Origin of the sequence: Lysinibacillus sp. GbtcB16, assembly GCF_019091145.1 — a bacterium.
Lineage (GTDB): Bacteria > Bacillota > Bacilli > Bacillales_A > Planococcaceae > Lysinibacillus > Lysinibacillus fusiformis.
Genome location: NZ_JAGXJV010000001.1, coordinates 1,178,861 through 1,204,593, shown reverse-complemented (window position 1 = coordinate 1,204,593; position 25,733 = coordinate 1,178,861). Strand labels below are relative to the sequence as shown.

26 protein-coding genes and 1 riboswitch are annotated in these 25,733 nt (G+C 38.2%); of the genes, 10 read left to right on the top strand and 16 right to left on the bottom strand.

The annotated features are described in order from the left end of the window. Positions 1-130 precede the first annotated feature (130 nt). From KVT27_RS05810 to KVT27_RS05795, 4 genes are read right to left on the bottom strand one after another with little or no spacing between them, the layout of a single operon-like run. Complete coding sequence (locus tag KVT27_RS05810; RefSeq protein ID WP_036125147.1) at positions 131-1,138, bottom strand: FecCD family ABC transporter permease; 1,008 nt, start codon at positions 1,136-1,138, stop codon at positions 131-133. Beyond that, positions 1,131-2,132, bottom strand: coding sequence for a FecCD family ABC transporter permease (locus KVT27_RS05805; protein ID WP_036125143.1), 1,002 nt, complete (start codon positions 2,130-2,132; stop codon positions 1,131-1,133). The genes KVT27_RS05810 and KVT27_RS05805 overlap by 8 nt, the downstream gene beginning before the upstream one ends. A gap of 23 nt (positions 2,133-2,155) precedes the next feature. Continuing rightward, on the bottom strand, positions 2,156-3,082 hold the full coding sequence (locus tag KVT27_RS05800; RefSeq protein WP_217580921.1) for an iron-hydroxamate ABC transporter substrate-binding protein: 927 nt from the start codon (positions 3,080-3,082) through the stop codon (positions 2,156-2,158). A 16-nt stretch (positions 3,083-3,098) separates the two neighbouring features. Beyond that, positions 3,099-3,887 carry an ABC transporter ATP-binding protein gene (locus KVT27_RS05795; RefSeq protein ID WP_036125139.1) on the bottom strand — a complete coding sequence of 263 codons (789 nt, stop codon included), beginning with the start codon at positions 3,885-3,887 and terminating at the stop codon, positions 3,099-3,101. 147 nt (positions 3,888-4,034) lie between these two features. On the opposite strand from KVT27_RS05795, the gene KVT27_RS05790 reads away from it, so the two are divergent. Further along, a complete protein-coding gene (locus tag KVT27_RS05790; RefSeq protein ID WP_036125138.1) occupies positions 4,035-5,084 on the top strand; it encodes an NAD(P)/FAD-dependent oxidoreductase in 1,050 nt (349 codons plus the stop codon). 51 nt (positions 5,085-5,135) lie between these two features. Here the strand turns inward: KVT27_RS05790 and KVT27_RS05785 are convergent, their stop codons facing one another. Next, positions 5,136-5,381, bottom strand: coding sequence for a hypothetical protein (locus KVT27_RS05785; RefSeq protein WP_036146322.1), 246 nt, complete (start codon positions 5,379-5,381; stop codon positions 5,136-5,138). Between the two features lie 294 nt (positions 5,382-5,675). Here KVT27_RS05785 and KVT27_RS05780 point away from each other — a divergent pair, with 294 nt between their 5' ends. From KVT27_RS05780 to KVT27_RS05765, 4 genes are all read left to right on the top strand, one after another. Next, positions 5,676-6,272: a class I SAM-dependent methyltransferase gene (locus KVT27_RS05780; RefSeq protein WP_309140231.1), complete on the top strand. Its 597-nt coding sequence runs from the start codon at positions 5,676-5,678 to the stop codon at positions 6,270-6,272. Between the two features lie 141 nt (positions 6,273-6,413). Further along, positions 6,414-7,562, top strand: coding sequence for a DUF418 domain-containing protein (locus tag KVT27_RS05775; RefSeq protein WP_208704404.1), 1,149 nt, complete (start codon positions 6,414-6,416; stop codon positions 7,560-7,562). A 78-nt stretch (positions 7,563-7,640) separates the two neighbouring features. Beyond that, a complete protein-coding gene (locus KVT27_RS05770) occupies positions 7,641-8,669 on the top strand; it encodes a sensor histidine kinase (RefSeq protein ID WP_208704405.1) in 1,029 nt (342 codons plus the stop codon). Then, a complete protein-coding gene (locus KVT27_RS05765) occupies positions 8,666-9,271 on the top strand; it encodes a response regulator transcription factor (RefSeq protein WP_036125134.1) in 606 nt (201 codons plus the stop codon). Before KVT27_RS05770 ends, KVT27_RS05765 begins: the two co-directional genes overlap by 4 nt. A gap of 58 nt (positions 9,272-9,329) precedes the next feature. Here KVT27_RS05765 and KVT27_RS05760 read toward each other — a convergent pair whose 3' ends face one another. The 9 genes from KVT27_RS05760 to KVT27_RS27005 all read right to left on the bottom strand — a co-directional run bounded on the left by KVT27_RS05760 (position 9,330) and on the right by KVT27_RS27005 (position 17,760). Continuing rightward, entirely contained in the window at positions 9,330-10,415 is a 1,086-nt protein-coding gene (locus tag KVT27_RS05760) for an Ig-like domain-containing protein (protein WP_217580920.1), read from the bottom strand. A 277-nt stretch (positions 10,416-10,692) separates the two neighbouring features. After that, complete coding sequence (locus KVT27_RS05755; protein WP_150907778.1) at positions 10,693-11,403, bottom strand: ankyrin repeat domain-containing protein; 711 nt, start codon at positions 11,401-11,403, stop codon at positions 10,693-10,695. Positions 11,404-11,543: 140 nt separating this feature from the next. Then, positions 11,544-12,230, bottom strand: coding sequence for a response regulator transcription factor (locus KVT27_RS05750; protein WP_036125131.1), 687 nt, complete (start codon positions 12,228-12,230; stop codon positions 11,544-11,546). Further along, on the bottom strand, positions 12,208-13,686 hold the full coding sequence (locus tag KVT27_RS05745; RefSeq protein WP_036125129.1) for a sensor histidine kinase: 1,479 nt from the start codon (positions 13,684-13,686) through the stop codon (positions 12,208-12,210). The genes KVT27_RS05750 and KVT27_RS05745 overlap by 23 nt, the downstream gene beginning before the upstream one ends. A gap of 181 nt (positions 13,687-13,867) precedes the next feature. Continuing rightward, positions 13,868-15,229 carry a PepSY-associated TM helix domain-containing protein gene (locus KVT27_RS05740; RefSeq protein WP_217580919.1) on the bottom strand — a complete coding sequence of 454 codons (1,362 nt, stop codon included), beginning with the start codon at positions 15,227-15,229 and terminating at the stop codon, positions 13,868-13,870. A 408-nt stretch (positions 15,230-15,637) separates the two neighbouring features. Further along, positions 15,638-16,657 (bottom strand): 2,3-butanediol dehydrogenase, encoded by a 1,020-nt coding sequence (locus KVT27_RS05735; protein ID WP_217580918.1) that lies wholly within the window; start codon positions 16,655-16,657, stop codon positions 15,638-15,640. 16 nt (positions 16,658-16,673) lie between these two features. Further along, a complete protein-coding gene (locus KVT27_RS05730) occupies positions 16,674-17,306 on the bottom strand; it encodes a TetR/AcrR family transcriptional regulator (RefSeq protein ID WP_217580917.1) in 633 nt (210 codons plus the stop codon). A 100-nt stretch (positions 17,307-17,406) separates the two neighbouring features. After that, positions 17,407-17,574 (bottom strand): hypothetical protein, encoded by a 168-nt coding sequence (locus tag KVT27_RS05725; RefSeq protein WP_008175715.1) that lies wholly within the window; start codon positions 17,572-17,574, stop codon positions 17,407-17,409. Positions 17,575-17,637: 63 nt separating this feature from the next. Beyond that, positions 17,638-17,760: a hypothetical protein gene (locus tag KVT27_RS27005; RefSeq protein ID WP_255350108.1), complete on the bottom strand. Its 123-nt coding sequence runs from the start codon at positions 17,758-17,760 to the stop codon at positions 17,638-17,640. Positions 17,761-17,790: 30 nt separating this feature from the next. Further along, positions 17,791-17,979: riboswitch (cobalamin riboswitch) on the bottom strand. 185 nt (positions 17,980-18,164) lie between these two features. Here KVT27_RS27005 and KVT27_RS05720 point away from each other — a divergent pair. From KVT27_RS05720 to KVT27_RS05705, 4 genes are all read left to right on the top strand, one after another. Continuing rightward, positions 18,165-18,878, top strand: coding sequence for an MBL fold metallo-hydrolase (locus tag KVT27_RS05720; protein ID WP_191967745.1), 714 nt, complete (start codon positions 18,165-18,167; stop codon positions 18,876-18,878). 137 nt (positions 18,879-19,015) lie between these two features. After that, the gene (locus KVT27_RS05715; protein ID WP_217581358.1) at positions 19,016-19,354 is read left to right on the top strand and encodes a TetR-like C-terminal domain-containing protein; all 339 of its coding nucleotides are present in this window, start codon (positions 19,016-19,018) and stop codon (positions 19,352-19,354) included. A 79-nt stretch (positions 19,355-19,433) separates the two neighbouring features. Further along, positions 19,434-19,799, top strand: coding sequence for a VOC family protein (locus tag KVT27_RS05710; protein ID WP_150907779.1), 366 nt, complete (start codon positions 19,434-19,436; stop codon positions 19,797-19,799). A 243-nt stretch (positions 19,800-20,042) separates the two neighbouring features. Then, entirely contained in the window at positions 20,043-21,389 is a 1,347-nt protein-coding gene (locus KVT27_RS05705) for a C40 family peptidase (RefSeq protein WP_217580916.1), read from the top strand. Positions 21,390-21,439: 50 nt separating this feature from the next. Here KVT27_RS05705 and KVT27_RS05700 read toward each other — a convergent pair whose 3' ends face one another. After that, on the bottom strand, positions 21,440-22,828 hold the full coding sequence (locus tag KVT27_RS05700; protein ID WP_036146352.1) for a UDP-N-acetylmuramoyl-tripeptide--D-alanyl-D-alanine ligase: 1,389 nt from the start codon (positions 22,826-22,828) through the stop codon (positions 21,440-21,442). Between the two features lie 146 nt (positions 22,829-22,974). After that, positions 22,975-24,369, bottom strand: a complete 1,395-nt coding sequence (locus tag KVT27_RS05695; protein WP_036125116.1) for a Mur ligase family protein — start codon at positions 24,367-24,369, stop codon at positions 22,975-22,977. A gap of 140 nt (positions 24,370-24,509) precedes the next feature. Here KVT27_RS05695 and KVT27_RS05690 point away from each other — a divergent pair, with 140 nt between their 5' ends. Then, entirely contained in the window at positions 24,510-25,721 is a 1,212-nt protein-coding gene (locus KVT27_RS05690; protein WP_036146355.1) for an ATP-grasp domain-containing protein, read from the top strand. Positions 25,722-25,733 lie beyond the last annotated feature (12 nt).

The following is a 25,733-nucleotide window of genomic DNA, read 5'->3' as shown; positions in this document are numbered from 1 at the left end:
AAAAAAGAACCTCAACAAATGAGGTTCCTAAAAACTTGCCATATACATTTAGTAAAATAAATCCTTCATTCATTTCAGTAGTTCAAAAGCCTTTGCTTTCGAGCATCCGTTTACTCGTGCTATCACTTTTCTATACATTCTTCCGTAATAAATATAAAAAATAAGGTGCCCCGATAAAGGCAACAATGATCCCCGCTGGTACAGTTGCAGTAGGAATGGCAACACGACCAATAGTATCGGACAGCATTAATAGACTTGCGCCAATGAATAATGTCAATGGTAAAAAGAATTGGTAGCGTGGTCCGACAAGCTGTTTGGCAATATGAGGTGCCATCAACCCTATAAAGGCAATACCACCTGTTACAGAAACTGCTGCTGCTGCTAGTGCCACAGCGACGATTAATAAGCGTAACCGCTCGCGCCCGATATTCATCCCAAGACCTACGGCTGTTTGCTCCGTCATCGCCAAGACATTTAAGACATTGGATTTATAGAAAATATATGGAATTCCCACGACAAGCCAAGGCACTAAAGCCCAGAAAAATGGCCAATCCGTACCCCAAACACTACCTGCAAGCCATTGGGCAATAAATTGCACATCACTTCGCTCTGCTGAGGAAATTAATACCATCATAACGCCAGATAAAGCAGAGGCTACCCCTACCCCAATTAAAATCAGTTGGACGGGTTGCACTCCTTTATTGCGTTGATAAGAGAAAAAGTAAATGCAAAGGGCAGTGAAAAGCGCACTACAAAATCCTACAACTGGCAATATATAAGCAAAGTGTGGAAGATCTCCATTTACAAGTAAATAAAAGACTGTAATCCCGACACCTGCTCCTGCATTAATACCAATGATCCCTGGATCTGCTAAATCATTGCGTGTAACCCCTTGTAGGACTGCACCTGCTAAAGCTAATGCCATCCCAGCCGCTGCTAATACCAACATTCGTGGTAAGCGAACTGAGAATAATACGAAGGATTCTTTAAAACTACCATCGCCTAGCAAGGTTGGGAGAATGCGATCAAACGAAACTGAGGCAGGTCCTAAAGAAATACCTAAAACAAAAATGAATAACGTGACGACAAGCCAAGTAAAAAACCATTTTCGCTGTTTTTTGCGACCTTCTTTAAACAAATTGGCGTCCTCCCTTCCGTACTAATAGTAGGAAGAATGGTAGACCAAGAATCGAAACAATCGCTACAACCGGCGTTTCAAATGGTGCATTAATCATACGTCCTGCAAAATCAGCCGTCACCATAAACCAGCCGCCAACAATTGCGCTCATCGGTAGGACAAAACGATAGTCTGTCCCTACAAATGCGCGAACAATATGCGGAACCATTAAGCCAACAAATGCTAGATTCCCAACAAGTGCTACGGCAGAGCCAGCTAAAATAACGACAGCAAACATCATAATACCTTTAATCAATGTTGTGTTTTGCCCAACACCTACCGCTACTTCTTCATTTAAACTTAAAATCGTTAATTGACGACTAAAAGCAAACGACAATAGGAGACCAATGACAATGACCGGAACGATCAATAACGCCTGCCATGTCGTGCCAATGAATCCGCCACTTGTCCACATCGAAACATCCTTGGAAATTTGAAATAAAATGCCCGTGCCTTCAGCAACTGCTTGTAATAAAGCAGTAACTGCTGCACCAGCTAAAACAAGTCTCAATGGAGAGAAGCCCTTCTTAGTAGAGGCACCGATCCCATAAACGATCATCATACCAATTCCAGCTCCAATAAAGCAGGCTAAAATTAACGTATAATAGGAGAATTTCGGGATAAATGCCATCGTTAAAGCAAGGGCAGCATTTGCCCCTGCTGTTAAACCAAGTAGCCCTGGATCAGCTAATGGATTGCGTGTAACCCCCTGCATAATCGCTCCCGCAACTGCGAGTGCACTGCCAACAAAAATAGCAGCAATGATACGAGGAAATCGAATTTCACGTAAAATCGTGTAATGCTTACCACCACTTTGTCCGACAATTGCTTGATAGACATCTTGAATGCTCGTATTCGCTGCACCTAAGCACAGCGAGATACAAGCCGTGCCGATTAATACGATCAATGCAAGCAATACCTGAAGCCAAAATGGTAACTGTCGAAACTTTGTCATTTGCCTTCGCTACTCTCTACTAATTATTGTAAAAATTTCTCTTCAAAGAACTTCAGCTGATGCTCTAACGTGATCGGGTCATTGAAATAAAAGGCATTTGCATTCACTTCAAATAAATGACCATTTTTCACTGCCTCTAAATCTTTAAACCATGCTGCATCTGTAAATGAGTTGTCTTGGTCTTGGAACATACTGAAAATCACATAATCCCCTGCATAATCCCCTAAAACCTCTTGAGAAATTGCATAGTAGCCAGGCTCTAAAGCTGTTTCTTTAACTTTTTCAGGCATTTTCAAGCCCATTTCTTGATATAAAATCTCTGTTCCACGACCCCAATTATCGCCATAAATATAAAATTGTTTATTAAAGTTCTCTGCCACTGTTACAGTTGCATCTTCACCGATTTTTTCTTTAATTTTTTTACCTGATTCTGCTGCACGTGCTTTAAAATCTTCTACCCATGCTGTTGCTTCTTTTTCTTTATTTACAACTTTACCGATTTCAATAAATTGTTGTAAATAATCTACTTTCCCATACGTAAATAATACAGTTGGTGCGATTTCTGATAATTTATCAGCATTTTCAATACCATTTAAACCAATGATTAAGTCTGGCTCTAGCTCAAGAATTTTTTCAACATCTGTATTTTCTACAACTACTGCATCTTTAATAGCATCTTCAAAGTTTGGATTTTTTGCTGCCCATGCATCTACACCGACAACATCAACATCAAGCTGTAATAAATCCCCTACAAAAGAAGATAATACGACTACACGTTTAGGGTTTGCCGGTACTTCAACAGGACCTGCTTCTGATTGATACGTAATTGTCTCAGCTGAAGTTGCATCTTTCGAGCCTTCATCAGCCTTTTCTGCTTTCTCTTCTTTATTGCCACACGCCGCTAGTACTAGTACAAGCATCATAAACATTGGTAATAACCACTTCTTCATTGTCTTTCATTCTCCTTTAAACGGTTTGTAATAAGTTATATGTAATGCACATTGGTTTGTTTGTTCGTGGATCTTGGCCAATTACAGCATCAATATTAAACACTTTTTTTAATACTTCTGGAACCATGACTTCCTCAGCTGTTCCAAATTTAACAAGCTCTCCTTGTGACAGTGCCACAATATAATCAGAAAAACGTGCGGCTTGATTCAAATCATGGAGGACCATAACAATCGTGCGCCCTTGTTCTTCATTGAGCTTATAAAGTAACTCTAAAACCTCTAATTGATGTGCCATGTCTAAATAGGTTGTCGGCTCATCTAAAAATATAATGTCGGTTTCCTGAGCTAAAGACATTGCAATCCACACTCGTTGACGCTGTCCACCTGATAAAGCGTCTACAGATTGCAAGCGGAAGTCTTCTGTTTTTGTCACTTGTAAAGCCCAGTCAATGACCTCTTTATCTTTCTGTGATAAATTGCCAAAGCCCTTTTGATAGGGAAATCGACCGTAGGATACAAGCTCTTCCACTGTTAAACCATGTGCACTTTCTGGGCTTTGCGGTAAAATGGCAAGTTCTTTCGCCAATTCTTTCGTGTTCATCTTGGAAATATTTTGACCATCCAAAATGACCTGTCCACTCTCATGCTTTAAAATACGTGTAATGGCCTTTAATAAGGTAGACTTTCCGCAACCATTTGAACCAATGATGGTTGTAATTTTACCATCTGGAATTTGCAGCGATAAGTCATGCACAATCGTTTTATTCTCATAACCAACACGAATCGATTCTACTTCTAAACGCAATTCGGACCCTCTCTTTCATTTTACTTCATTCCATGCTATTATAGGCACTGATAAAAATGATAATCATTATCACTAAAATTAGTCTAGTTTTATGATAAGATTTTGTCAATTACTTTTTTACTATTAATTAAGGATGTGGCAATAAAAATGCAACATGTGTATGATGTGACAATTATTGGCGGAGGCCCTGCCGGCTTGTATAGCGCCTTTTATAGTGGTTTACGAGGATTAAAAACAAAATTAATCGAGAGCCAATCTCAACTTGGTGGAAAAGTATTACTTTATCCTGAAAAGCTTATTTGGGATATAGGAGGTCACCCCCCTATTTTAGGCGAGAAATTTGTTAAACAATTGATCCAGCAAGCTAAAACATTTGACCCTACGATCCTAACAAACACAAAAGTAGATTTTATTGAACGACAAGAAAATCTATTTATTGTACATACAGCTACTGGTGAAAAGCATTATTCAAAAACAGTTCTACTAGCAGTTGGTGGAGGTATTATTAATCCTCAGAAACTAACGCTGGAAGGTGCTGAGAAATATGAAATGTCCAATTTACACTATACCGTTCAATCCTATAAACGTTTTGTGAATAAGGATATCCTTATTTCTGGGGGCGGGAATGCGGCCATTGATTGGGCTGTCGAACTGAGCCCCATTGCTAAAAGTGTGACAGTGGTTTACCGTAAAGAAACATTATCAGCGCATGAGGCAACCGTAAAAGAAGCCCTTGATGCTGGTGTCCTGATTGAATGCAATACGACGATTACAAAGCTTTTAGCTAATGAAGATAAAACGGCTATTCAATTAGTGAGATGTGAAAACTCAAAAACAAAGGAAAGCTACACTCGTCAAATTGATGAGGTCATCATTAGTCATGGCTATAATTGTGAAGCGTCCCTCACGTTTGATGAAGCGATTTCGATTCCTAAAAAGGATGATTATTATTTCGAAGGCAAAGCAACAGGTGAAACAGTACAGCCTGGTATTTTTGCGGCAGGAGATATTTTATCATTTGAAGGAAAAATTAATTTGCTACTTGGGACATTCCAAGATGCAGCCAATGCGGTCAACTCTATTAAAACTTATTTAGAGCCAACTGCTTATCGCCATGGAATGGTGTCCTCTCATAATGAACTATTTAAAGAGAAAAACCGCTCCATTATCGAAAAAGAACTTGTCCCATCCCATTAATCATAATAGAAACCCTCTTCAAGAAAGCAATCTTAAGAGGGTTTCTTTCTTTTATTTGAATAAACTTAATAGTGCCCCCATCTGTCTTAACATATTTACGCCATTCGTAATCGTTCCAGCATGACCCATAATTGTATTTAGATGATCTGGCAACCTCCCTCCTATTCTAGGACCTTGAAATTGCTGATTGGGTGGATAGTTAGGTTGCATCGCTCTACCTCGAAATGGAGGACCAAAAGTTCCCATATTGTTTGAAGGATAGACTCCTCTTCTATAATTCGGCTGAAAATGTGGCATTTATACACCTCCTATCTAAAAGCTCTTCCCTAGTATATGTGCGCCTTTTATGAAGGAATTAGACGTATGAAGAAGTATCAAAAATTATCTATTTTTGTCCTATAAAATATAGGGATTTCTAGCTTTTCACCATATGTAAGGGAACCATACTAGTTTTCTTTTCATACTATATAAAAAAAGAAGGTGGTTTTCATTCAAAATTCTAATTATCTTCAATTGTTAGCGAAATTTGGTGTGGGTGGTGCCCATCCTGGGGGCATTAATCTATCAAAGGAAATCATGAAGAATTAGAGTATTCTACCAGCCTCTCATATTTTAGATGTTGGCTGTGGTACAGGACAAACAGCTGCCTTTTTAGCTTCCCATTATGCAGCCCACGTAACGGGTATCGATATCAATCCTATTATGATAGAAAAAGCACGTCACCGCATGAAAAAAGGACATTTATCAGTCAATGTCATTCAAGGCTCGATTGAGGAAACTACATTACCCAATGAAGCATTTGACTTTGTCCTTGCTGAATCAGTTCTTGCCTTTGTAAATAAACAACGTGCATTGCAAGAGATTTTCCGTTTATTGAAAAAAGGTGGACGCTTAATTGCCATTGAATTTACCGTCCCTATGCTCCTTTCCACACTGCAGGCAGACGACATCCAACAATTTTACGGATTTGATGCGCTCCTCACGAAAAAGGATTGGGTTGCTTTATTCCAAGAGACAGGGTTTCAAGATATTCGCATACAAAAAAACAAGGATATCTCATCCAAGCCAGAATTCCACATTTCTAAGGATATTGAATCCACCTTGTATGATGTCATGGATCAGCATTTGAGGATGAACGAAAAATACGATACTATTTTAGATTACCGCATCTATATATGTACAAAATAATCTTTTAGCCAGCATCCAAAGCGTTGCTGGTTTTTTGTTATGACACCTGTCATATAGTTTCTTTGACTCGTGTGAATAGGTTTTCCCCTCCTGTTTTTTTTATCATGAATATAAGAAAAACAAAGGAAGAGTGATAGAACAATGCAAACAAAACAAAGGCTTCCCTTTATCGATATGCTAAGAGGCTTCGCTGTTTTAGGAACGCTTGGAACAAATATTTGGATTTTTGCTTATCTCGGTGATTTATCGTATATCACAACGAGTAATTATACTGGTTGGTGGTCTTTCAATGATTTTTTACGCATGTTAGTGCTATTTTTTGTCAATGGAAAGCTTCTAGGATTATTAACGATTATGTTTGGGGTTGGATTACAGCTAAAATACCAGCAAGCACTTCGTAGAGGAAATGCTTGGCCTGGCGTGTATCTATGGACGATTGTCTTTTTAGGGTTGGAGGGACTGCTTCATTACACACTTGTCATGGAATATGATATTTTAATGAGCTACGCCGTTACTGCTTTTATCGTGGCCATTGTCATTAGATTAGGCGACAAAGTGATGACATGGGCTTTCTATCTTTTTGGTAGCTTTCATGTCCTCCTCATTTTCTTTATTTTTGTCATTTCCTTGCTTGCAGGTAGTGTTTCCCTAAATGGTATGGAAACTGTCGCAGCCATCTATGCAAACGGTACATGGCTGGAGCAAGTACAGCATCGCCTAACAAACTTTTTATTTTATCGGACAGAAGCTATTTTTATTATCCCCATGAATGTTTTTTTATTTATTCTTGGCGTCAAGTTCATGCGCAATGAGGTTTTTTCACCAACGAATAAAGGTCATCAGGCTCGACAAAAGCTGTTTACAATCGGTGTATTCATTGGCATTCCATTAAATCTGCTAATTTTTATTCCAGGGGGGCTTTTTGATTTACCTGTTCGTTATTTATGTGCGCCGATTCTATCGATTGGCTATATTGGAATTTTAGGTAAACTGGTAGAATATAAGAGGCTTGATTGGCTTTGGCAACGATTTGCCAATGTCGGCAAAATGTCATTAAGCTGTTATGTGCTGCAAAATGTGCTGGCGTCTATTATTTTTTACGGCTGGGGACTTGGCTTAGGTGGTCATGTAAATAGCATTATTATCATAAGTATTTGGATTGCCCTTTCTTGCCTGCAGCTAGTCCTAGCAACATTTTGGCAGCAGCAATTCCAGATTGGCCCGATGGAATGGGGACGTAAAAAAACGATTCACGCTTTGACAAAGAATAAGCAACAGAGGATGGTGTAAGCCATAAAAATATATCCCAGAGAACAAGTTAAACATTATTTAATCATCGATGTTGTATCTATAATTGTATTAGTAGCCATGGTGTTATGGTCTCAATCCACACTCCCTTTCATAGCTAAGTTAGCTATTTTATTCTTGTACCTAGGCGCCTTCTATATGGCTTTATGGAATCGAAATTGGAAGCTACTACTTGCCTCACTTATAGGCTTTCTTCTTATTACTATCCTTGCCATTTACGAGGACATCTTCATGTTAATTTTCGGATTTACCTTTGCCGATTTATTAGGGAGAGCGAAATCAAAATGGCATATTGCTAGCGGAATTTTGGGGATGGCTGTCATGTTTTTAATCGTTTTCTTGGCGACCACAAATTCCCTAGCACTTGTTGATTCACAGGTACTAATACCGATGATGATCATTCAATTGGTATTTCCTATCCTCATTTATTTTGTCGAAAAATCGAAAAATCTACAGAACGAATTGGCAGATGTTAATACCCAGCTTGTTCAGCAGGAGGAAAGACAGCGCATTGCTAGAGATCTTCATGACACCATTGGTCACACCCTGACGATGATTAAAGTGAAAACAGAATTGACTACTAAGCTTATCGACCGGGACCCTTCCAGTGTCAAACAAGAATTAAACGACATATTAGCTACAACACGTACAGCCCTAAAGCAAGTACGTGAGCTTGTTTCGGATATGAATTTCGTATCTCTACAAGCGGAGCTGCATCACTGCCAGCAGCTATTACAAAGTGCCAATATTAAGACCACCCTTCACAATCACTGTCCCAAAATTGTTCTTTCAAGTGTTGAGGAAACAATGCTAGCTTTATGTGTACGTGAGGCTACTACTAATATGCTAAAGCATAGTCAAGCTCAGAACTGCCATATGCAAATCCACTGTCGAACTAGACAATATACCATTGCTATTCAAGATGATGGGATTGGTTTGGAACAGAAGGGACTGGGCAATGGCATGAGCTCGATGAAAGAAAGAATGCGTGTTCTACAGGGGAATGCCCTGTTTGAAGACAATACAAAGACAGGCACAAAGGTGATATTGAGCATACCCATTCAAGATGGAAAGGAGCCCCCGTCATGATACGAGTTTTACTAGCAGAGGACCAACAAATGTTACGTGGTGCCTTAACATCCCTTTTGTCATTCGAACCCGATATTGAAGTAATCGCTGAAGTTTCTGATGGTCAAAAAGCATGGGACTACATTCAGCAGGAATTACCCGATGTTTGCCTTGTAGATATTGAAATGCCCCATCTCTCAGGGTTAGAGCTTGCAGAAAAAATTAAAGAGGCCAATTTGCCCTGCAAAGTGATGATTGTCACAACGTTTGCACGCCCAGGCTATTTACAAAAAGCAATGGATTGTGAAGTACACGGCTACTTACTGAAAGATGAACCGATTGATTATTTAATCGCTACGATTCGCAAGATTATGCAGGGTGAAAAGGTGGTCAGTAAAGATTTAGCCGCTACTTTATTTATGAAGGAGCAAAATCCTTTAAATGAGCGAGAAATTGCCGTGCTACAACTAGTGAAGGAAGGCTTAACCACTCACGAAATCAGTAAAAAATTATTTTTAACTAAAGGTACCATTCGTAATTATTTATCAACGTCTATTCAGAAACTACAAGTAGAATCAAGACAGCAAGCTGCTCAAATTGCGAGTGATAAAGGCTGGCTATAAATCAAAAAATCTCGCCACCACTGTGACGAGATTTTTTTATAGGAGAACGTATGACTGTTTATTTACCTTGTAGAACTACATTTTTCGCAGTAGCCCAATTATTTAATGGCATTACTGTATAGCTTACACCAGCTTTTAATGTGCCACCATTCGCAATATCAAAGATCCCTACTGCCCCTTTACGTGATGAATATCGATATTGAGCTTGTAATGTGCTGCCATCATTACCACGAAGTTCGACACTTCTGCCAGCTAATAAATCCGATTGGGGATCATTTGTTAATTGTAATTCAAATGATTGTCTATCGATAGCATTAGCTGATTGCAATGTAAATGGTGCCTTTTTATTGGCAACAAAGCTCTTTACATCAATTTCTGCCCATTGAGAGTACACTCGGTACGTGACACCCTGTTTTAAAGTTTGACCTGCGGGTAATCTAAATTGAGGTGCTTGTTTACCATCAGCTGCTTGTGTGAAAGGCACATAATTAGCAACAAACTCCTCCCCTTCACTTGTTTTCACTATCACATAGCGATCACGTAAAGAAGAAATAACATCAAAACGCTTCCCACTTGCATCACGATTTTGACGATCTATGCTAAATGCAAGATCTCCACGTCCTCCACGGTAAGCCTCAATGATATTAGCATAATCCACTACACCATCCTCTTGGAATGACTCCAATGTAAAAGTATCATCCGTTACTTGCGCCACATTTCGTACAAGTACTTTTTCATCTGTCCCTCCAAAGACTCTATTACGTTGTTCTTTATAGCTTAATCTGTAGATGAAATCATCTTCCTGGAACGTAACAGGTACAATATATGTACTCGTAGAACCGGTCATTAATCGTGGAACATTGACAATCTCTAAATTTCCATTAAAATTAAAATCTTTTTTTATGGCCTCTAAATTGTTTGGATCAATATCGGCTGCTGCTAAAGGTTGGGTAAATGTAACTTGTAATGTCATTGTGTTTATTGGCTTAACTTTAGTAATTCTCGCCACCTGCTCATTGTTCACAGCTGCTACTACTTTCTGACCTGCTGCATCTGCATTTAACGGCTCACTAAATGTAACTAGACCTGCTGATAATACCGATAAAGCTAGTGCTGCTGGGACGATACGTTTTCTCAATTTCATCTTACAAACTCCTCTTTTGGTTTAATTTGGTTTACAATATTTATCATAAAGTCCATATCTAAACTGCCAATAAATAAACTATTAAAAAAGAATTAAAAAATAGAGAAATATATTTAAGATTAGCGTTGACGATAGAAAAAAGGCCATCGAGAGTGAATTCTCGATGGCCTTTATTTCAGCACGACTATTAGATGAATGACTTTAGGCTGAAATGAGAAATATAGTACTTTATGCAGAAAAGTGCTTGGAACAAAGGGCGACGACTCCCATACCGGCTTTACTTGGCTCCTGCGGCAATAAGGATTTCTTCAATCTCCTTAAATCCTTTCTGTTTCGCATGCTGTAAGGGTGACACATTATTTTTATCTGGAATATTGACGTCAGCACCATGATCAACCAATAGTTGAATGGCCGTTTGCTGTGTTGGATTGCCGTCATTTAAAACGATCGCTTCCATTAATGCCGTCCATCCCAAATGATTGATATGATTCACATCGATGTTAGTGGTAGTTAATAATTCCTCAATGACATTAATATAGCCGTGCTCAGCTGCAGGAATTAATGCCGTTCCCCCATAGCGATTTACAATTGTAGGATCGGCACCTGCTTGAATCGTTAACTTTAATATATCTAAATAGCCTTCCGCACCTGCATATAAGAAAGGCGTGTTTTTCATATCATCCTGGATGTTTACATCGGCACCTGCATCGATTAGTAATCTCGCTGCTTCCACATCCTGATTATAAGTAGCAATCATTAATGCTGTTCGATTATTTGAGTCCTGCGCATTAATATCTACTTTTTCATTGATAACCCTTTTAAGCAATTCTATATTTCTTTTTTCTACCGCTTGAAACAATTGACTTGCCAAATCTGTTGCCACCTCCTCATTTCCAGTTTTATTAATCTTTATGGCCTCCGTATCATTTGGGGCACATCCCTGCAGTAAAAATGATAAAGCGATCGTGACCGCTTGCATTTTTTTCATTTGCTCTGCACCGTCCTCACTAGTTAATTTTGTTGTAATAGTCTTAGTTTACAAGTCATTGCTAAATTGCCTATTAACCATTTCTTAAAAAAGTCTAAAATTTCAATAAAAAACCTCGTCAAGACGACGAGGCATTGATCTTATACATTTAGGCGGTAACCTGCACCCCATACGGTTTCCAAAAACTTTGGCTGTGCAGGATCACGTTCAATTTTTTCACGTAGCTTTCGTATATGCACAGTAACAGTGGAAACATCTGCAGCGGATTCATAGCCCCAGTTTCGCTCATATAATTGTTCTTTACTTAACACTTGATTCGGATGTTTGACAAAAAATACAAGCAAATCGAATTCCTTCGTTGTAAAGGCCACTTCTTCACCATTCACAAACACCTTACGAGCGGATGTATCGATCGTAATACCATGGATAGACAACATATTATTCGTTGGCTGGTTAGAGGCTAAACGCTCATATCTTGATAAATGCGCCTTAACCCTTGCCACAAGCTCACTTGGACTAAAGGGCTTGGTAATATAATCATCTGCTCCTAAACCAAGCCCTCGGATTTTATCTATATCCTCTTTTTTTGCCGACACAAATAAGATGGGAATATTGTTCACTGCTCGAATTTGTTTACAAATTTCAAAGCCATTCATACCTGGAAGCATAATATCTAAAATAATTAAATCATAATCTCCATGAAGCGCCTGCTTCAGCCCCTCATCGCCATTATGTTGTATATCTACCATAAAATCATTAATTTCTAAATAATCACGTTGGAGCTCTGCTATGCTCACTTCATCTTCAATTAATAGTATTTTTTTCATGATCTTTCCTCATTTCCTCATCCTTTTTCAATGAAATGAAAATGCTCGTTCCCTTTGTCAATTCACTCTTTGCCCAAATATCGCCGCCCATTTCAAGGACGATTTGTTTTGCAATCGCTAACCCAAGACCGCTACCACCTGTTTGCGAATTTCGAGAAGGTTCCGCACGATAAAAACGGTCAAATATATGTGGTAATGCAGTAGGATCAATTCCCGTACCATTATCCGTAACTTGAATGATGGCATCATCTACTCGTTCATGCAGGGAAATAATAATCTGCTTATAGGGTTTATCCATATATTTTTCACTATTGCTCAATAAATTAGATAAGACACGTCTTAACTTATCCCTGTCTGCCATAGCAAAAAGCGGTGAGCCTGCTGATATATATTGTAAATGAATATCTCTGGCAATAAAGTCAAAACTAGCATCCTCCACATAATCATGCATATATTGTTGAAGATTCACACTGTCCATCTGGAACGGAACTTTTTTCAAATCCAATTTGGAAAATAAGAATAATTCATCAATTAATACGTCCATATCCTTAGCTTTCGTATAGATCGTCGTTAAATATTTATCCATTTTCTCTTCGGTATTCGCTACACCATCTTTAATACCTTCTACATAGCCAATAATAGAGGTCATCGGTGTTTTTAAATCATGGGAGATATTCGATAAAAGTTCTTTCCGATTCTCTTCATATTGAAGCTGAATTTGTACAGACTCCTTGAGCTTAACTCTCATTTCCTCAAACGATCGATTGAGCTGACCTATTTCATCATTAGAATGGGATGTAATTTCAAAATCTAAATCGCCCGATTTAATTCGTTGAGCCCCTTCTTTTAAGGCTGTAATAGGGTTAATGATACTTCTAGACACTAAATAATTTAATAAACCAATAATCATTAGAAATAATACAAATAAGATACCTAATAAAATAGGTAATAATTCTCGCGTTATTTCCGCATGTGAACTTACCTCTCTTAAAACAAATATACTCCCCTCCGTTTTGTCAGGGAAATAAAAATCAAACTTCACATACGTATAAAACGCTTGATTAATCATGATTGTGTCACGTGAATTAATATTGGTCGCCTCAAAACCTGGTAAACTTTGCAGTAATAATTGTTGATGCTCTTGCTGTGTGGCATAAACAATTTGATGGTCTTTCCGCACTACAATCTCAATGGAAGGAGCATTGATCGTTTGTAGCTGTTCAATATCTAAAAGCTGCTGGGGATTTTTTTTAGCCAATAATTTCAAATCTAAAAAAGCATTTTCCTCTACTGTTGTTAAAGGCTTTTGGACATATGACTTTTTGTAAAAATGCTCAATTGCTTTCACATCACCTGTGATCGCAAAGGCAAAAAGAAAAACCGCTGCAAGTAAAAGCGTGATCGCAATAATAATAACGCCTACATACGATAGCAAAAACCTCGTTTTAATCGACATCTAAATTCCCCCAATTAGCTGAAACTACTAGCAATGTATCATACAAATCTTAAAACTTTATAAAATCGCGCTGAAAAATCTATAAATAATTTTGCATCAACATAGTATTCGGCTTACACCAACTGAAATAATCAACACAAAAAAGATACGACACATTTTGGTTGTGCCGTATCCATTATCGTTATTTAGTTTCTTCTGCTCTTAGTTTCTTTTTAGTTTGCCATCCTAAAATGACATATTCAATCAACACCACTGCGATCAATGATGCACCGAATAATGGCATGATAATCCCTAAAATAATAAGGAAGATAACGAAAGGAAGTGAGATTTTATGTGAAATTTGTGGTGGCGCAGACAGCTCACCTTTTTTCCTACGTAAAATCCAAGTGCGAATTCCCCATACAATTACTGCTAAAAAGGCTAAACATACGAGTAAGTTTAACAGCTTATTTGGCCAGCCAAACAAATGACCTTCATGTAAAGGAATGCCCCATGTAAAGAACTTCGCCAGCATACCATAATCCTCGTAGTTAACTTGATCAATAAACTTGCCGCTATATTGATCAAAATACATGGTTGCTTCGTCTGTCGGCTTGACATCAAGCCCTGTTACACCTGAGTTACTAGCCTTTGCCACTGTATAAACGCCTTCTTCGTCTGACGGATAAATAATCGAATAAGGTTTGGCGATATTCATGGTCGTGATTTCTTTTTCAAGATTAGCAATCGTCATTTGGTTGTCGTTTGTATAACGAACAGACCCACCACCGTGATGCTGTGCATGTTCTCCCTCAGATGTTGGAGCCTCTAATTGACGAGTTGCCCATGGAATTTCAGACACATCTGATGTTGGTGGCTTTTGCTGTAATAATGGGTAGCCGAAAGTTGGACTTTCTGATGCTATATTGGCCAGTATTGAACCTTGAAAAGCCGACCATAAAAGCCCTGTAGAAATAAACATCACCATTGGAATAGTAATGATTGTCCCAACAAGCGCATGGTATCTCTTACTTTTTTGTCGTTTATTTTCCGACTTGCGCTTTTTCAATAAATCGCCTTTAAATGTCATATAAAGTCCAGATAGTAATAAAAAGATCGTCCAGCATGCCGCAAGTTCTACTAAATAATTGACAAATGTCCCCCCAATAAATAGAGAGCTATGGGTATTTCTCATAATATTAGAAAATGTATAATTGGCATCCTGACTACCAACCATTTGATTTTGATCATCTAAAAATACATATTTCTGTTCATTGCCATTTGATAAAGTTAAACGTGTATTATAAGGCTCTTCCAACATAATCACTTTTGTCGTGGAGTATCCTGCAAATGCTGCCTCTGCTTTTTCCACTGCTTCATCAATTGTTAAGACCTCTTCTTTATGGCTATCGCCAAAAAAATAATCATCGTATAAGCGATTTTCTACATCTGTAAAAAACAAATAACCGATCCCACTTAATGTGAGAGATAGCAGTAATGGCGTAATACACAGAGCTGCGAAAAAATGCAAACGCCAAAACCTTGAATAAAGCAGATTTTTCATTTTTAGTCTCCAATCTATTTGATCAAATACGCCTCACCGTAATTGCCGCTGTTGTTAGGCTGCGACCAGATTTTGAAGAGGAGCTTGGCCGGAAAGTTCCTCTTCAAAATCTGTGATATCCGCTTGAGGCATTATCTTGATTCAGTAGGCGTTTGAACACTCAATTAGCATCTATCGCCCCTATGAAGGAGGAACCTTCTGAATTTGGTACTACTTTCAGTACAAACATTTGCTGAATGAAGATAAATATCAAATTTATTATATAAAGTAAAAGTGAAATATGAATGAAGTCCTAAAGGCAGTTTTATGACAAACAAATGTATTCCTAGTGGTATTATGCTATTTATCAATAAAAAAATCATAGCCAAACAAGTAATCATACAAGTTTGGCTACGAAATAGGGTAAATTTATAAACTCATATTCACAAGGATTTTACATTGACTACGATCTTTCATGAGTGCTTCAAAGCCTTTTTCAACGATATCCTCTAAAGCAATTTGGCTTGTAATCACTGCCTGTCCATCGATTACCCCACGGGCTAGTAATCGAATGACCTCTGGGAAAATATTTACGTAAGCGAATGAACCGCTAATTTTCACTTCAGGGGAAACTACCGCATTCGGATTGAATTCAACTGGTTTTTCCCAAACACTGACGATTTTAAATTCACCACCCGGATGAACAGCACTTACGCCGCTTGAGAAGGTTGCTTGTACACCTGCTGCGTCATATGCAACATCCACACCGCCATTTGTTTTTTCACGAATAAAGGCAACAGCATCTGTGTCGATTGGATTAATGACATAGGTTGCGCCTAGCTCCAATGCTTTTTGGCGTCGTTCATCCGAAACCTCTACTACAAAGATTTCACTTGCTCCTGCTGCTTTCACAGCTTGCAAAATTAATAAGCCAATGGGACCTGCACCAAAAATAGCGGCTGTGTCTCCAAGCTTTAATTGACTTTGACGAACAGCATGAACGGCTACGGCTGTAGGTTCAACAAGTGCGCCTAGCTCTAAGCTCATACCTTCATGAAGATGATAAATATTTTCCTCACGAACAACAGCATATTCAGCAAAACCACCTGAAATCGTATAACCATATGACTGGCCGCTTTTACATAAGTTAGAATAGCCATGTTTACAGTTCGCACATTTTCCACATGGGATAGGTGGTTCCACTGCCACACGATCTCCCACTTTGGTATGAGTGACACCCTCTGCGACCTCCACAACTACTCCCGAAAATTCATGTCCTAATACGGGCTGTGTACGGAATGCATAAGCACCACCTACATACTCATGTAAATCACTGCCACATATCCCTGCAAACGCAATTTTTACTTTCACCATTCCATTTTCTAGTACAGGTAGTTCGGCTTCCTCTACCCGTATATCTTTCATGCCATAAAATTTTGCTGCTTTCATTGTGATTACCTTCTTTTTAATAGTTTGTTTGTAGACCATTTAACACGAAATCGACTGCAAGATCTGCAATTTGTTCAGGTGTTAATGGCAATGCAGATCGATTTAAAAATGGATTATTGAGTGAGTACATTAATGTCCCCATGATGAAGTTAAGAGCAATATCAATGGAATCAAAATGAATTGTTCGTTGCTCTAAACAAGCTTGTAAAATTGTCCGAAGCTGCTCCCAGGAAGGTAGAAATACGTCCTTCAGCATCTCTAATCGTGGGCTATTCATCACAATCTCTTGCTGTAAAATATCAATTAATTCATGCTCGTGAATGCGATAAAGGACAAAGTTTCTGCAAAAGCTACGAAGTGCTTCTAGTGAATCATTGACATCATAATGCGCATTCATAAAAGTATGGCGGAGTGGCTCGAATAGTGCATTAAAAACATTTTCTTTGCCACCGAAATGATAGGAAACAAGGGCGAGTGATACATTTGCTTCATCACAAATTTGTCTCACCGTCGTTCCATCGTATCCTCTTGAAGAAAACAATAATTTTGCCGCCTGTAAAATTTGATCTTTTACCTCTTTATTTTTTTCTTTTAGTATTAAATCCTTCTTATCGACAGGTCTCACCTCTTTTTTTGAACAAGTGTTCAAAACGATTGTTCAATAGAATCTTACGCCTCTTACAAAATGTTGTCAACAAATGCGCAATAAAAAAGGCTACCCCATAAAGAAGTAGCCTTCAAAACCTTGATTATCCAATTAATTCCTTCATCACATTCGCGTACGCTGCTAAAATAGATTGCTCATGTGCCGTATCATGCCCAACATATTGTTCAACAAGCTCCTTCAAAGGCTTTGGCTCTTGCATAATTTCAAATTTAAATAAACTTTCATAGTACTCAACAACTTGTGGATTCATGTGGACCACTCCTTTAATAATTTACATAAAAAAGACATCTTTCCCTCATTAGAAAGATGTCTTTTATGACAAATACACGACATAATACGATGTTTGCCATATGGAAATAAGCTTTCTATTATTCATAGAAGCTACCTTGTTAGCAATCATCGTACTATGAGCATGCAGGAGAATTTCTCTAGTCACACTCAACACCCCCTATCCGCGTAGGTTTTTTGGCTGTACTAGATAAAGGCAGGTCTCCTGGCTTATGTTCATCACACCTTTCACCTTCCCATTACAAGGCGTAACAGTGGTCTCTTGAAATGTGCTCCCATTTACAGTTGCGGGACAGCGTCGGATTTTCACCGATCTTCCCTTTTAAACAAACCCAATTTGGTTTGTACCTCTATCCTATTATTCCGTTTTTATTATTATACCATAAGGTTTGTACGATCTTAATAGATTCCAAAAAACTATAGTTTATTCACCCATCCAGCTATTTCGACCATATTTTTAGCACTGTACACCTCACTTAAAGTGAATAATGCAAAGACTAATTACATTAGATAAAATAAAAATAAGATTAGTTTATAGGAGGTATTATCAGAATGAAGGTTTCGACTATTAACGCCGTATATCAATTGTCATTTATGCCGAGAATATTTCCTGTTAATTGTTATTTTGTAGAAGAGCAACATGAGCTAACACTGATTGATGCCGCATTACCATATAGTGCAAAAAGTATTATGGATGTAGCTAAAACTATAGGAAAACCAATAACGAAAATCATAATTACCCATGCACATAATGATCATATAGGAGCGTTAGATACATTAAAAGAAGAAATACCTGATTGTCAGGTGTATATCTCTTCAAGGGATGCCCTATTATTGGAGGGGAATAAAACTTTGCTTCCCCATGAAAAGTCTGTACCGATCAAGGGAGGGCTCCCTAAAAACATTAAAACGAAACCAGACCTATTCCTGGAAGAAGGTGCACGGGTTGGTTCATTAGAAGTGATTGCAACCCCAGGTCACACTCCTGGTTCTATTACTCTTTTCGACACACGCAATAGAAGTTTAATTGCTGGAGACGCCCTTATAACAAGAGGAAAGCTTGTCGTATCAGGTATGATGAATCCATTATTTCCGTTTCCTGCCCTTGCTACATGGGATAAAAGCACAGCACTTGAAAGCGCAAAAAAATTAAGTAAATTAAAGCCAAGTCTACTAGCTGTCGGTCATGGAAAGATGTTAATGCAGCCACAGAAGCTTTTGGCAATAGCTATTGCAGAAGCAGAAAAAAGTTTACAAAGACAATAGCAGAGAAATTGGAAGTGCGACCTCCTACCCTGTATAGCCATCTTGATGGATTCCCTGAATTGAAGCAAAAAAATTAGGTCAAGGGCCTGTATGCATATATGCTTCAAGCAACAGTTTGACGCTCAGGCGATGATGCCATCCGTGCAATCAGTAAAGCTTATATTCAATTTGTTCGAGATCACCCCGGGTTATATAATGCATGCACTCGCTTCCCAGATGCTAATGACCCTAATTTAAAGCAGGCTCAAGAATCTATCGAACAGCTTGTACTTGATGTATTAGAAACCTATCATTTGCAAGATGAAATGGCGATTCATATGGGTAGAGGACTACGCAGTATTCTTCATGGATTCACCTCTATTGAACAATTAGGGGAATTCGGGATGCCTCTTGATAGAAATAAAAGCTTTTCCATCTTACTAAACACTTTTATAGAAGGTATTCATGCAGTTATGCTCAATCAGCCTGAGACGTAGATGTTGCCATACCACCCTACTTTGTAAATATTTAGGGATTAATTTATAATTAACTATAAATATAATGGGAGGTATAACTATGATTATTGCTTTACATCATGTGCAAATTACTATTCCAAAAGGTTCAGAGGAGCAAGGGAAAGATTTTTATTGCGGTATCTTAGGTCTAAAAGAAATAGAAAAACCCGATTCTCTGAAAGGTAGAGGCGGGTTTTGGTTACAGCTCGGTCACCAAGAGGTACATGTAGGAACAGAGAATGGCTTTGATCGATTGTCGACAAAGGCTCATATTGCGTATCAAGTTGAAGATATTGATTATTGGAAGACAAAACTAGTCGAACATCAAATAGAAATAATAGAATCTGTACCTATCCCAAGCTATGAGCGTTTTGAATTCCGAGATCCATTTGGTAATCGATTAGAAATCATACAGGCAATTGCCTAAACTGTCCTAGTTGAGGGCAGTTTTTTTGTATGAAACCCGCCCATATTACAGTTTACTGAAACATTTGTAATATAACTGTAAATTCCTTCGATAAAGCCATTTATAGCAGGCGTTGAGGCACTCCCCACTTCTCCCTGGAAACATTTACCGCCAAGAAGCCCTATATTTTCATGCTACGATTATTTCCAAGGCAAGACGATACAGGAGAAATCCTACTAGATGCTTCAGGAGGTAATATACAACATGAATAAACGATTTTTATCTACAACACTCGCATTAACAATTGGATTTAGCTCATTCGGATTAGTCCAAACAGCAATGCAGCCAATTCAAGTAGAGGCAGCTACAACAAATACACAAAACAACGCTCAGGCAGTTGCCGCTAAAGCCGATCAATTGATTCAAACTGGTAAAAGCTTAATGGGTCAATCGACATATAGCAATACGGTTTACAAGCCTACATATCCTTATAAATTTTCTTGTGCTTCATTTTTAATGTATATCTTCGAGAAAAATGGTGTAGATCTTGGGACGTATAATGAAAACTATATGATACAACAAGGCACATATGTAGCGCGAAACCAATTACAAAAAGGTGATTTACTATTCTTTAAGAGTAAAAAAACAGGCACGGATCCCGATCATGTAGGTATGTATATTGGTGGCAATAAAATGATCCACATGGCTGATTCCAAGCAAAATATCGTAATCTCAGATTTAAATAGTAAACCATATTATACTGAAAACTATGTATCAGCACGACGCGTTTTACCTACCCTACTATCTGCCAACCCAGCAACAAAAGGCGATAAAATTGTAGAGAATGCGCTAACTTATAAAAATAAAGCAACGATTAGTTCTTCAACGAATGAATCGAGCCTACGCTTTACAGCTCCAGCATTTGTCGATTTCGTCTATCGTAAAAGCGGTGTGACATTAGGCGCAAAATCGTTAACTGATTTAATGAACCAAGGATCAACGGTAGCACGTGCAAACTTGAAAAAGGGTGATTTAGTATTCTTCAATAGTGTGGCAGGCTCAAAAAATCCTTCAATTGTTGGGATTTATGCTGGTGATCACCGTATTATCATCCCTAATTCCGATGGTGTAATGACGAGAGTTTTATTAGTTGATTATTATAAAGAACACTATATTACAGCTAAGCGGGTTTTCTCTGACACCCCCTCGGTAAGTGCACCTTCAGCGAATACGTCTGCCGATAAAATTATTGCTACAGCTTCAGGTTTAACTAGCAAAGCAAAATTTGGCTATACGTATAATGAGAGTGCACTAACTTTCACAAGTGCGGGGTTTACGTACTATGTATTTAACAAGAACGGCATTGATTTAAAGGATAAACTAGCGAGCAAACAGGCTTTAGTTGGTACAAAAGTGCTCAAGTCTCAGCTTCAAAAAGGTGATTTATTGTTCTTCTCAACGAATGATGGAGGAGCAAATATTACACAAACAGGTATCTATTTAGGAAATAATCAATATATTAGTATGACAACTAACAATGTTGTCAAACAAAATTTAAGTTCCACTTGGGCGCAAAAGAATTATGTTACAGCTCGCCGTGTGTTAAAATAACAAAGCTTTAAATGGTAGGGTGTCTCAAATAATAGAGACACCCTTTTAAATTAGGATAAATTTTTAAGATTATTGGCAAATTCAATCATAGATCTACTCGACATCGGTCCTTTTATAAGAACAATCGTGTCCGCGTCAAGCTTTGGTTTCAATAATTCTAAAACACCTGTTACATCTTTAAACGTATGAACCTCTGCTTTAGTTCCATCTTTTTTCGCTTGGTCGGCAATTGCCTCTGCCCTTTTGCCGATTGTAATTAATGTATCTATCTGTCTTTCAGCTACTTTGGAGCCAATTTCCCGATGATATTTTTCTTCAAAATTCCCTAATCGCTTTATATCCCCTAGCACAAGAATAACTTTTTTCTCTTTCCCTACTGTATCTAACACTTTCAAGGCTGCTTCGACAGAAGTCGGATTATTGGTCCACGTATCATCAATAATCGTACTGTCACCTATGCCTGTCGTAAATTCTAAATGTCTCGCCATCTGTTTAAAGGTTCTTAACCCTGCAATGGCTTGACGTATGGAAAGTCCCATTTCGCTACAGGCAGCAATGGCGGCTAAAGCATTATATACTTGATGCTCACCGTAACCAGGTACAAACACATTATACTTAGTGTCTGCTACTTCTAGCACGAATTTCATGCCTGTATGAGCAAATTCTATAGCGGAAGCTTTGTAATCAGCCGAATCCTGTAAGCCAAATCTAATCATTTTCCCTTTAAATTTTTGTAATGAAATTTTTGCGATATTGGCATCATCTGCATTAATTATTAGTGTACCATCTGCTCGAATTCCCTCGACTATCTCTGCTTTCGCTTTAATATAACCTTCAAGATTGAGACAGCCATCTAAATGGTGAACACCAATATTTGTAATAATGCCGATAGTCGGCTGATAGATCATGCATTGATGTTTTATGTTACCTGTATTCCCTAAGCCTAGTTCAAAAATGGCTGCCTGTGTCTTATCATCAACACCCGTCAAATAGGGCAATGATTGCCTTGGTTCATTTTTACTACTAACAGATGCTTGCACTTGCCAATGTTTACTAGCGATATGTTTTAGCATCTCTTTCGTTGTCGTTTTACCACAGGTTCCTGTCAATGCCACTACTGGAATTTGAAAAAGGCCACGGTAATATTCGATAAATGTCCAGTATGCCTGCGCAACGCTTTTGACGTGTAAAACCGTTGTATTATCTAACGCATTTTTCAACTCAGTAGCTGGTTTATCGGAAATGACAAGGGATGGCCCCTTTCTATCAATCTCTTGCCAATTGATTTTATCACTTCGACTAACAAACATAAGTGTGTGATTGTGAATTAAATCATGTCGATTATAGTAGATTGCATGCTTCACAGACCATTGATCTGATCCATGGATAATTTTCCCCTGTAGGACGCTTCTAATTTTTTGCACACTAATGGATTGCAAGTGTACTACGCCTCCTTTCTTTATCAATCTTGTACAGACCTATTAATTCTCTTGAACAAGAATGCTACATTTTTGATCAATTACTATACCTTATTAGAGTGGCATTCTATATGACACAGTTAATATCCTATAAATAAAGAAGTGAGCTAAACTGTGGGAGGTGGTGGTTTAAATTTAAGCTCAGCTGCTAATTTCGAAACCTGTTCACTATACATATCACCCTTTATAAGGACTATCGTATTTTCATCTACAATCTGCTGTAACAATGGATAAACAAGCGTGCTATTTTTATAGGTATAAACAGGAGCGTTAAACCCTAAATTCACAGCATGATCAGCCATGATTCGCGCGTGCTCTCCAATAGTAATGAGCACATCCACACCAATACGGTGAATTAATTCACCCGCCTGCTCATGAATAATATAGCCCCATGAACCCAAATCGGTAATCGTGCCAATAACAGCAATTTTTTTCTTGCCTACTCCGAGATCATTCAACACTTTTAAGCCTGCCTCTAAGGAAGTTGTAGTAATACTCCATGTATCATCTAAAAGCATGGAATGATTAATGCCCTCAAAGAGCTGTAATTGCTTTTTCAATTGACGGAAAGATTGGAGTTGATTGGCTGACACCGGAATGGGTACCCCTATTTCATAGGCCGCTGCAATGGCAGCAAGGGCGTTGTACACTTGATGTTGGCCAAATCCTGGTACAAAAATGTCATAGATTTTTCTATTATGGTGCAGCTTAAAATTCATACCCTTTTGATAATATTGGATATGGCTTGCACGAAAATGACAGGAATCATGGATGCCTACCTTCAATACGCGCCCATTAAACTTAGAGATATCTAGCTTTTTAGTATTCATATCCTCAGCGTTTATGATGAGGGTCCCTTTTGGCTGAATGATGTCTAGCATTTCTCCCTTCGCCTGAATATAGCCTTCAAGCGTCTTACAATAATTCAAATGATGGGCACCAATATTAGTAATAATCCCAATAGTCGGCTTAAAATATTTCCCTGCATTCGTGACATCCCCCGGTGAGCCAACAGCTGTTTCAAATACAGCTGCCTCTGTGTCATCTTCAATATTCAGTAAATATTGCAATGATGCCGTTCTTGAGTTACTACTTAAGGTCGTTGCTGTCACTTGTCGATCAGCAGAAAGAATATGTTTAATCATCTCTTTCGTTGTTGTTTTGCCTGAAGTACCCGTAATCGCAACAATCGGGATATGAAACTGATTGCGATAAAAATGAACAAATCTCCAATATGCCTCATCTACATTCGCAACCTGTATGATGATGATTTGGGCTGGAATGTCATTTGGCCGATATGCTCTGTCGGTCACTATTACAAGAGGAGAAAGTGGCTCAAGACTTTTCCAATTAACAATACGTTTACTTGTAAAAAGGGCCGTATTGGGCTTTTTCACTTGTTTTAATCGATAAGCACCATGCTGTATGAGCATTTCCTCAGACCCTTGCACTAAATAGCCCGCCGTAATCATTGCTAAATTTTTCACCGAAAGAGGCTTCATATCTTTTCTCCCTCCTTTCTTTTCTAGTATATGTAATCTCTTAAAAGTTGCTTGGATGTAGACAAGATACACAACTAGAAGAAAACTATTTCGTTGCATATATATAAAGGTGATTAAGTATCTAAGTACCAATAGAAGGAGTGATATACCTGAAAGCGATTGTATTTATCGGTACAAACAAATCCGGGTCTAGTCGTGAAGCAACAAGAGCAGCTGAAAGATTAGGCTATTTCACAATACTTTTCACCAATAATGAAAAACAACTTCAGCAGCGCCGATCTTACCCCGATATTCATAGAATGATACTCATTGATACTTTGAATATCGAAAGAATGAAAGAGGAAATTGATAAATTAGGAAAAACCGGATTAGAGATAAAAAGTATCGTTAGTTTTGTTGATCCATTTGTCCATGTTGCTTCCATGCTATGTGATGAATTTTGTCATAACTATACATCCTCCTCCGCTATTGAAATTATGGAGGATAAGGAAAAAACAAGAAATTATTTGAAAGACCAACCCTACTCACCAAAATTTTCACTCATGAAGCCTAATGAACCTATTGCGAAAAATTTAACATTTCCATTAATCGTGAAATCACCAAAGTCAACAGGATCAAAAGATGTACTATTAGCAACGGATGCCGACCAGCTGAATAACCACCTCAAAGCATTGCGCAGTAAAAACCCCTATGAAACGATTATGATTGAAGAATATTTGGAAGGCCCCCAATATTTAGTGGAGGCGGTCGTATATCAACGTCAATCACATGTCATTGGCATTATTGAGCAGGAAATTACCCAAGGAAAACGGTTTATCATAACAGGCTATGGCGTATTAGTGAAAGCTCCTTTGGATATACAGGCAGGCATTGAGGAAGTTCTTCAATCCATCGTTAAAGCTTTTGATATTGAAAATGGTGCTCTTCATTTGGAACTCCGCCTGACAAAAAACGGCTGGAAGCTCATTGAGATTAACCCAAGGATTTCTGGAGGTGCTATGAACAATATGCTTCAAGCGGCTCTCGGATTTAGTTTAGTGGAAGAAACACTAAAGCTCCTTCTTGGTGAAGAGCCTAATCTTAAGCCTAGACATAAAAAGTTTGTTTACACAAAATATGTCATTGTGGAAAGCAAAGGAATTTTAGAAAAAGTGATTGGCAGAACAAGAGCGACGAATTCAACTGGAGTAGTCGAGGTTTATGTTAAGCCAAGGAAAGGTACTTTATTAACCCCTCCTTTATCAATGGGTCACCGTTATGCCTATGTCATTGCACAAGGCTCAACTCTATCAGAAGCTCGGAATCATGCAACAACTGCCGCTAAAGAAATTAAATTTATTTTAAGAGTATGAAAAAAAATCCCG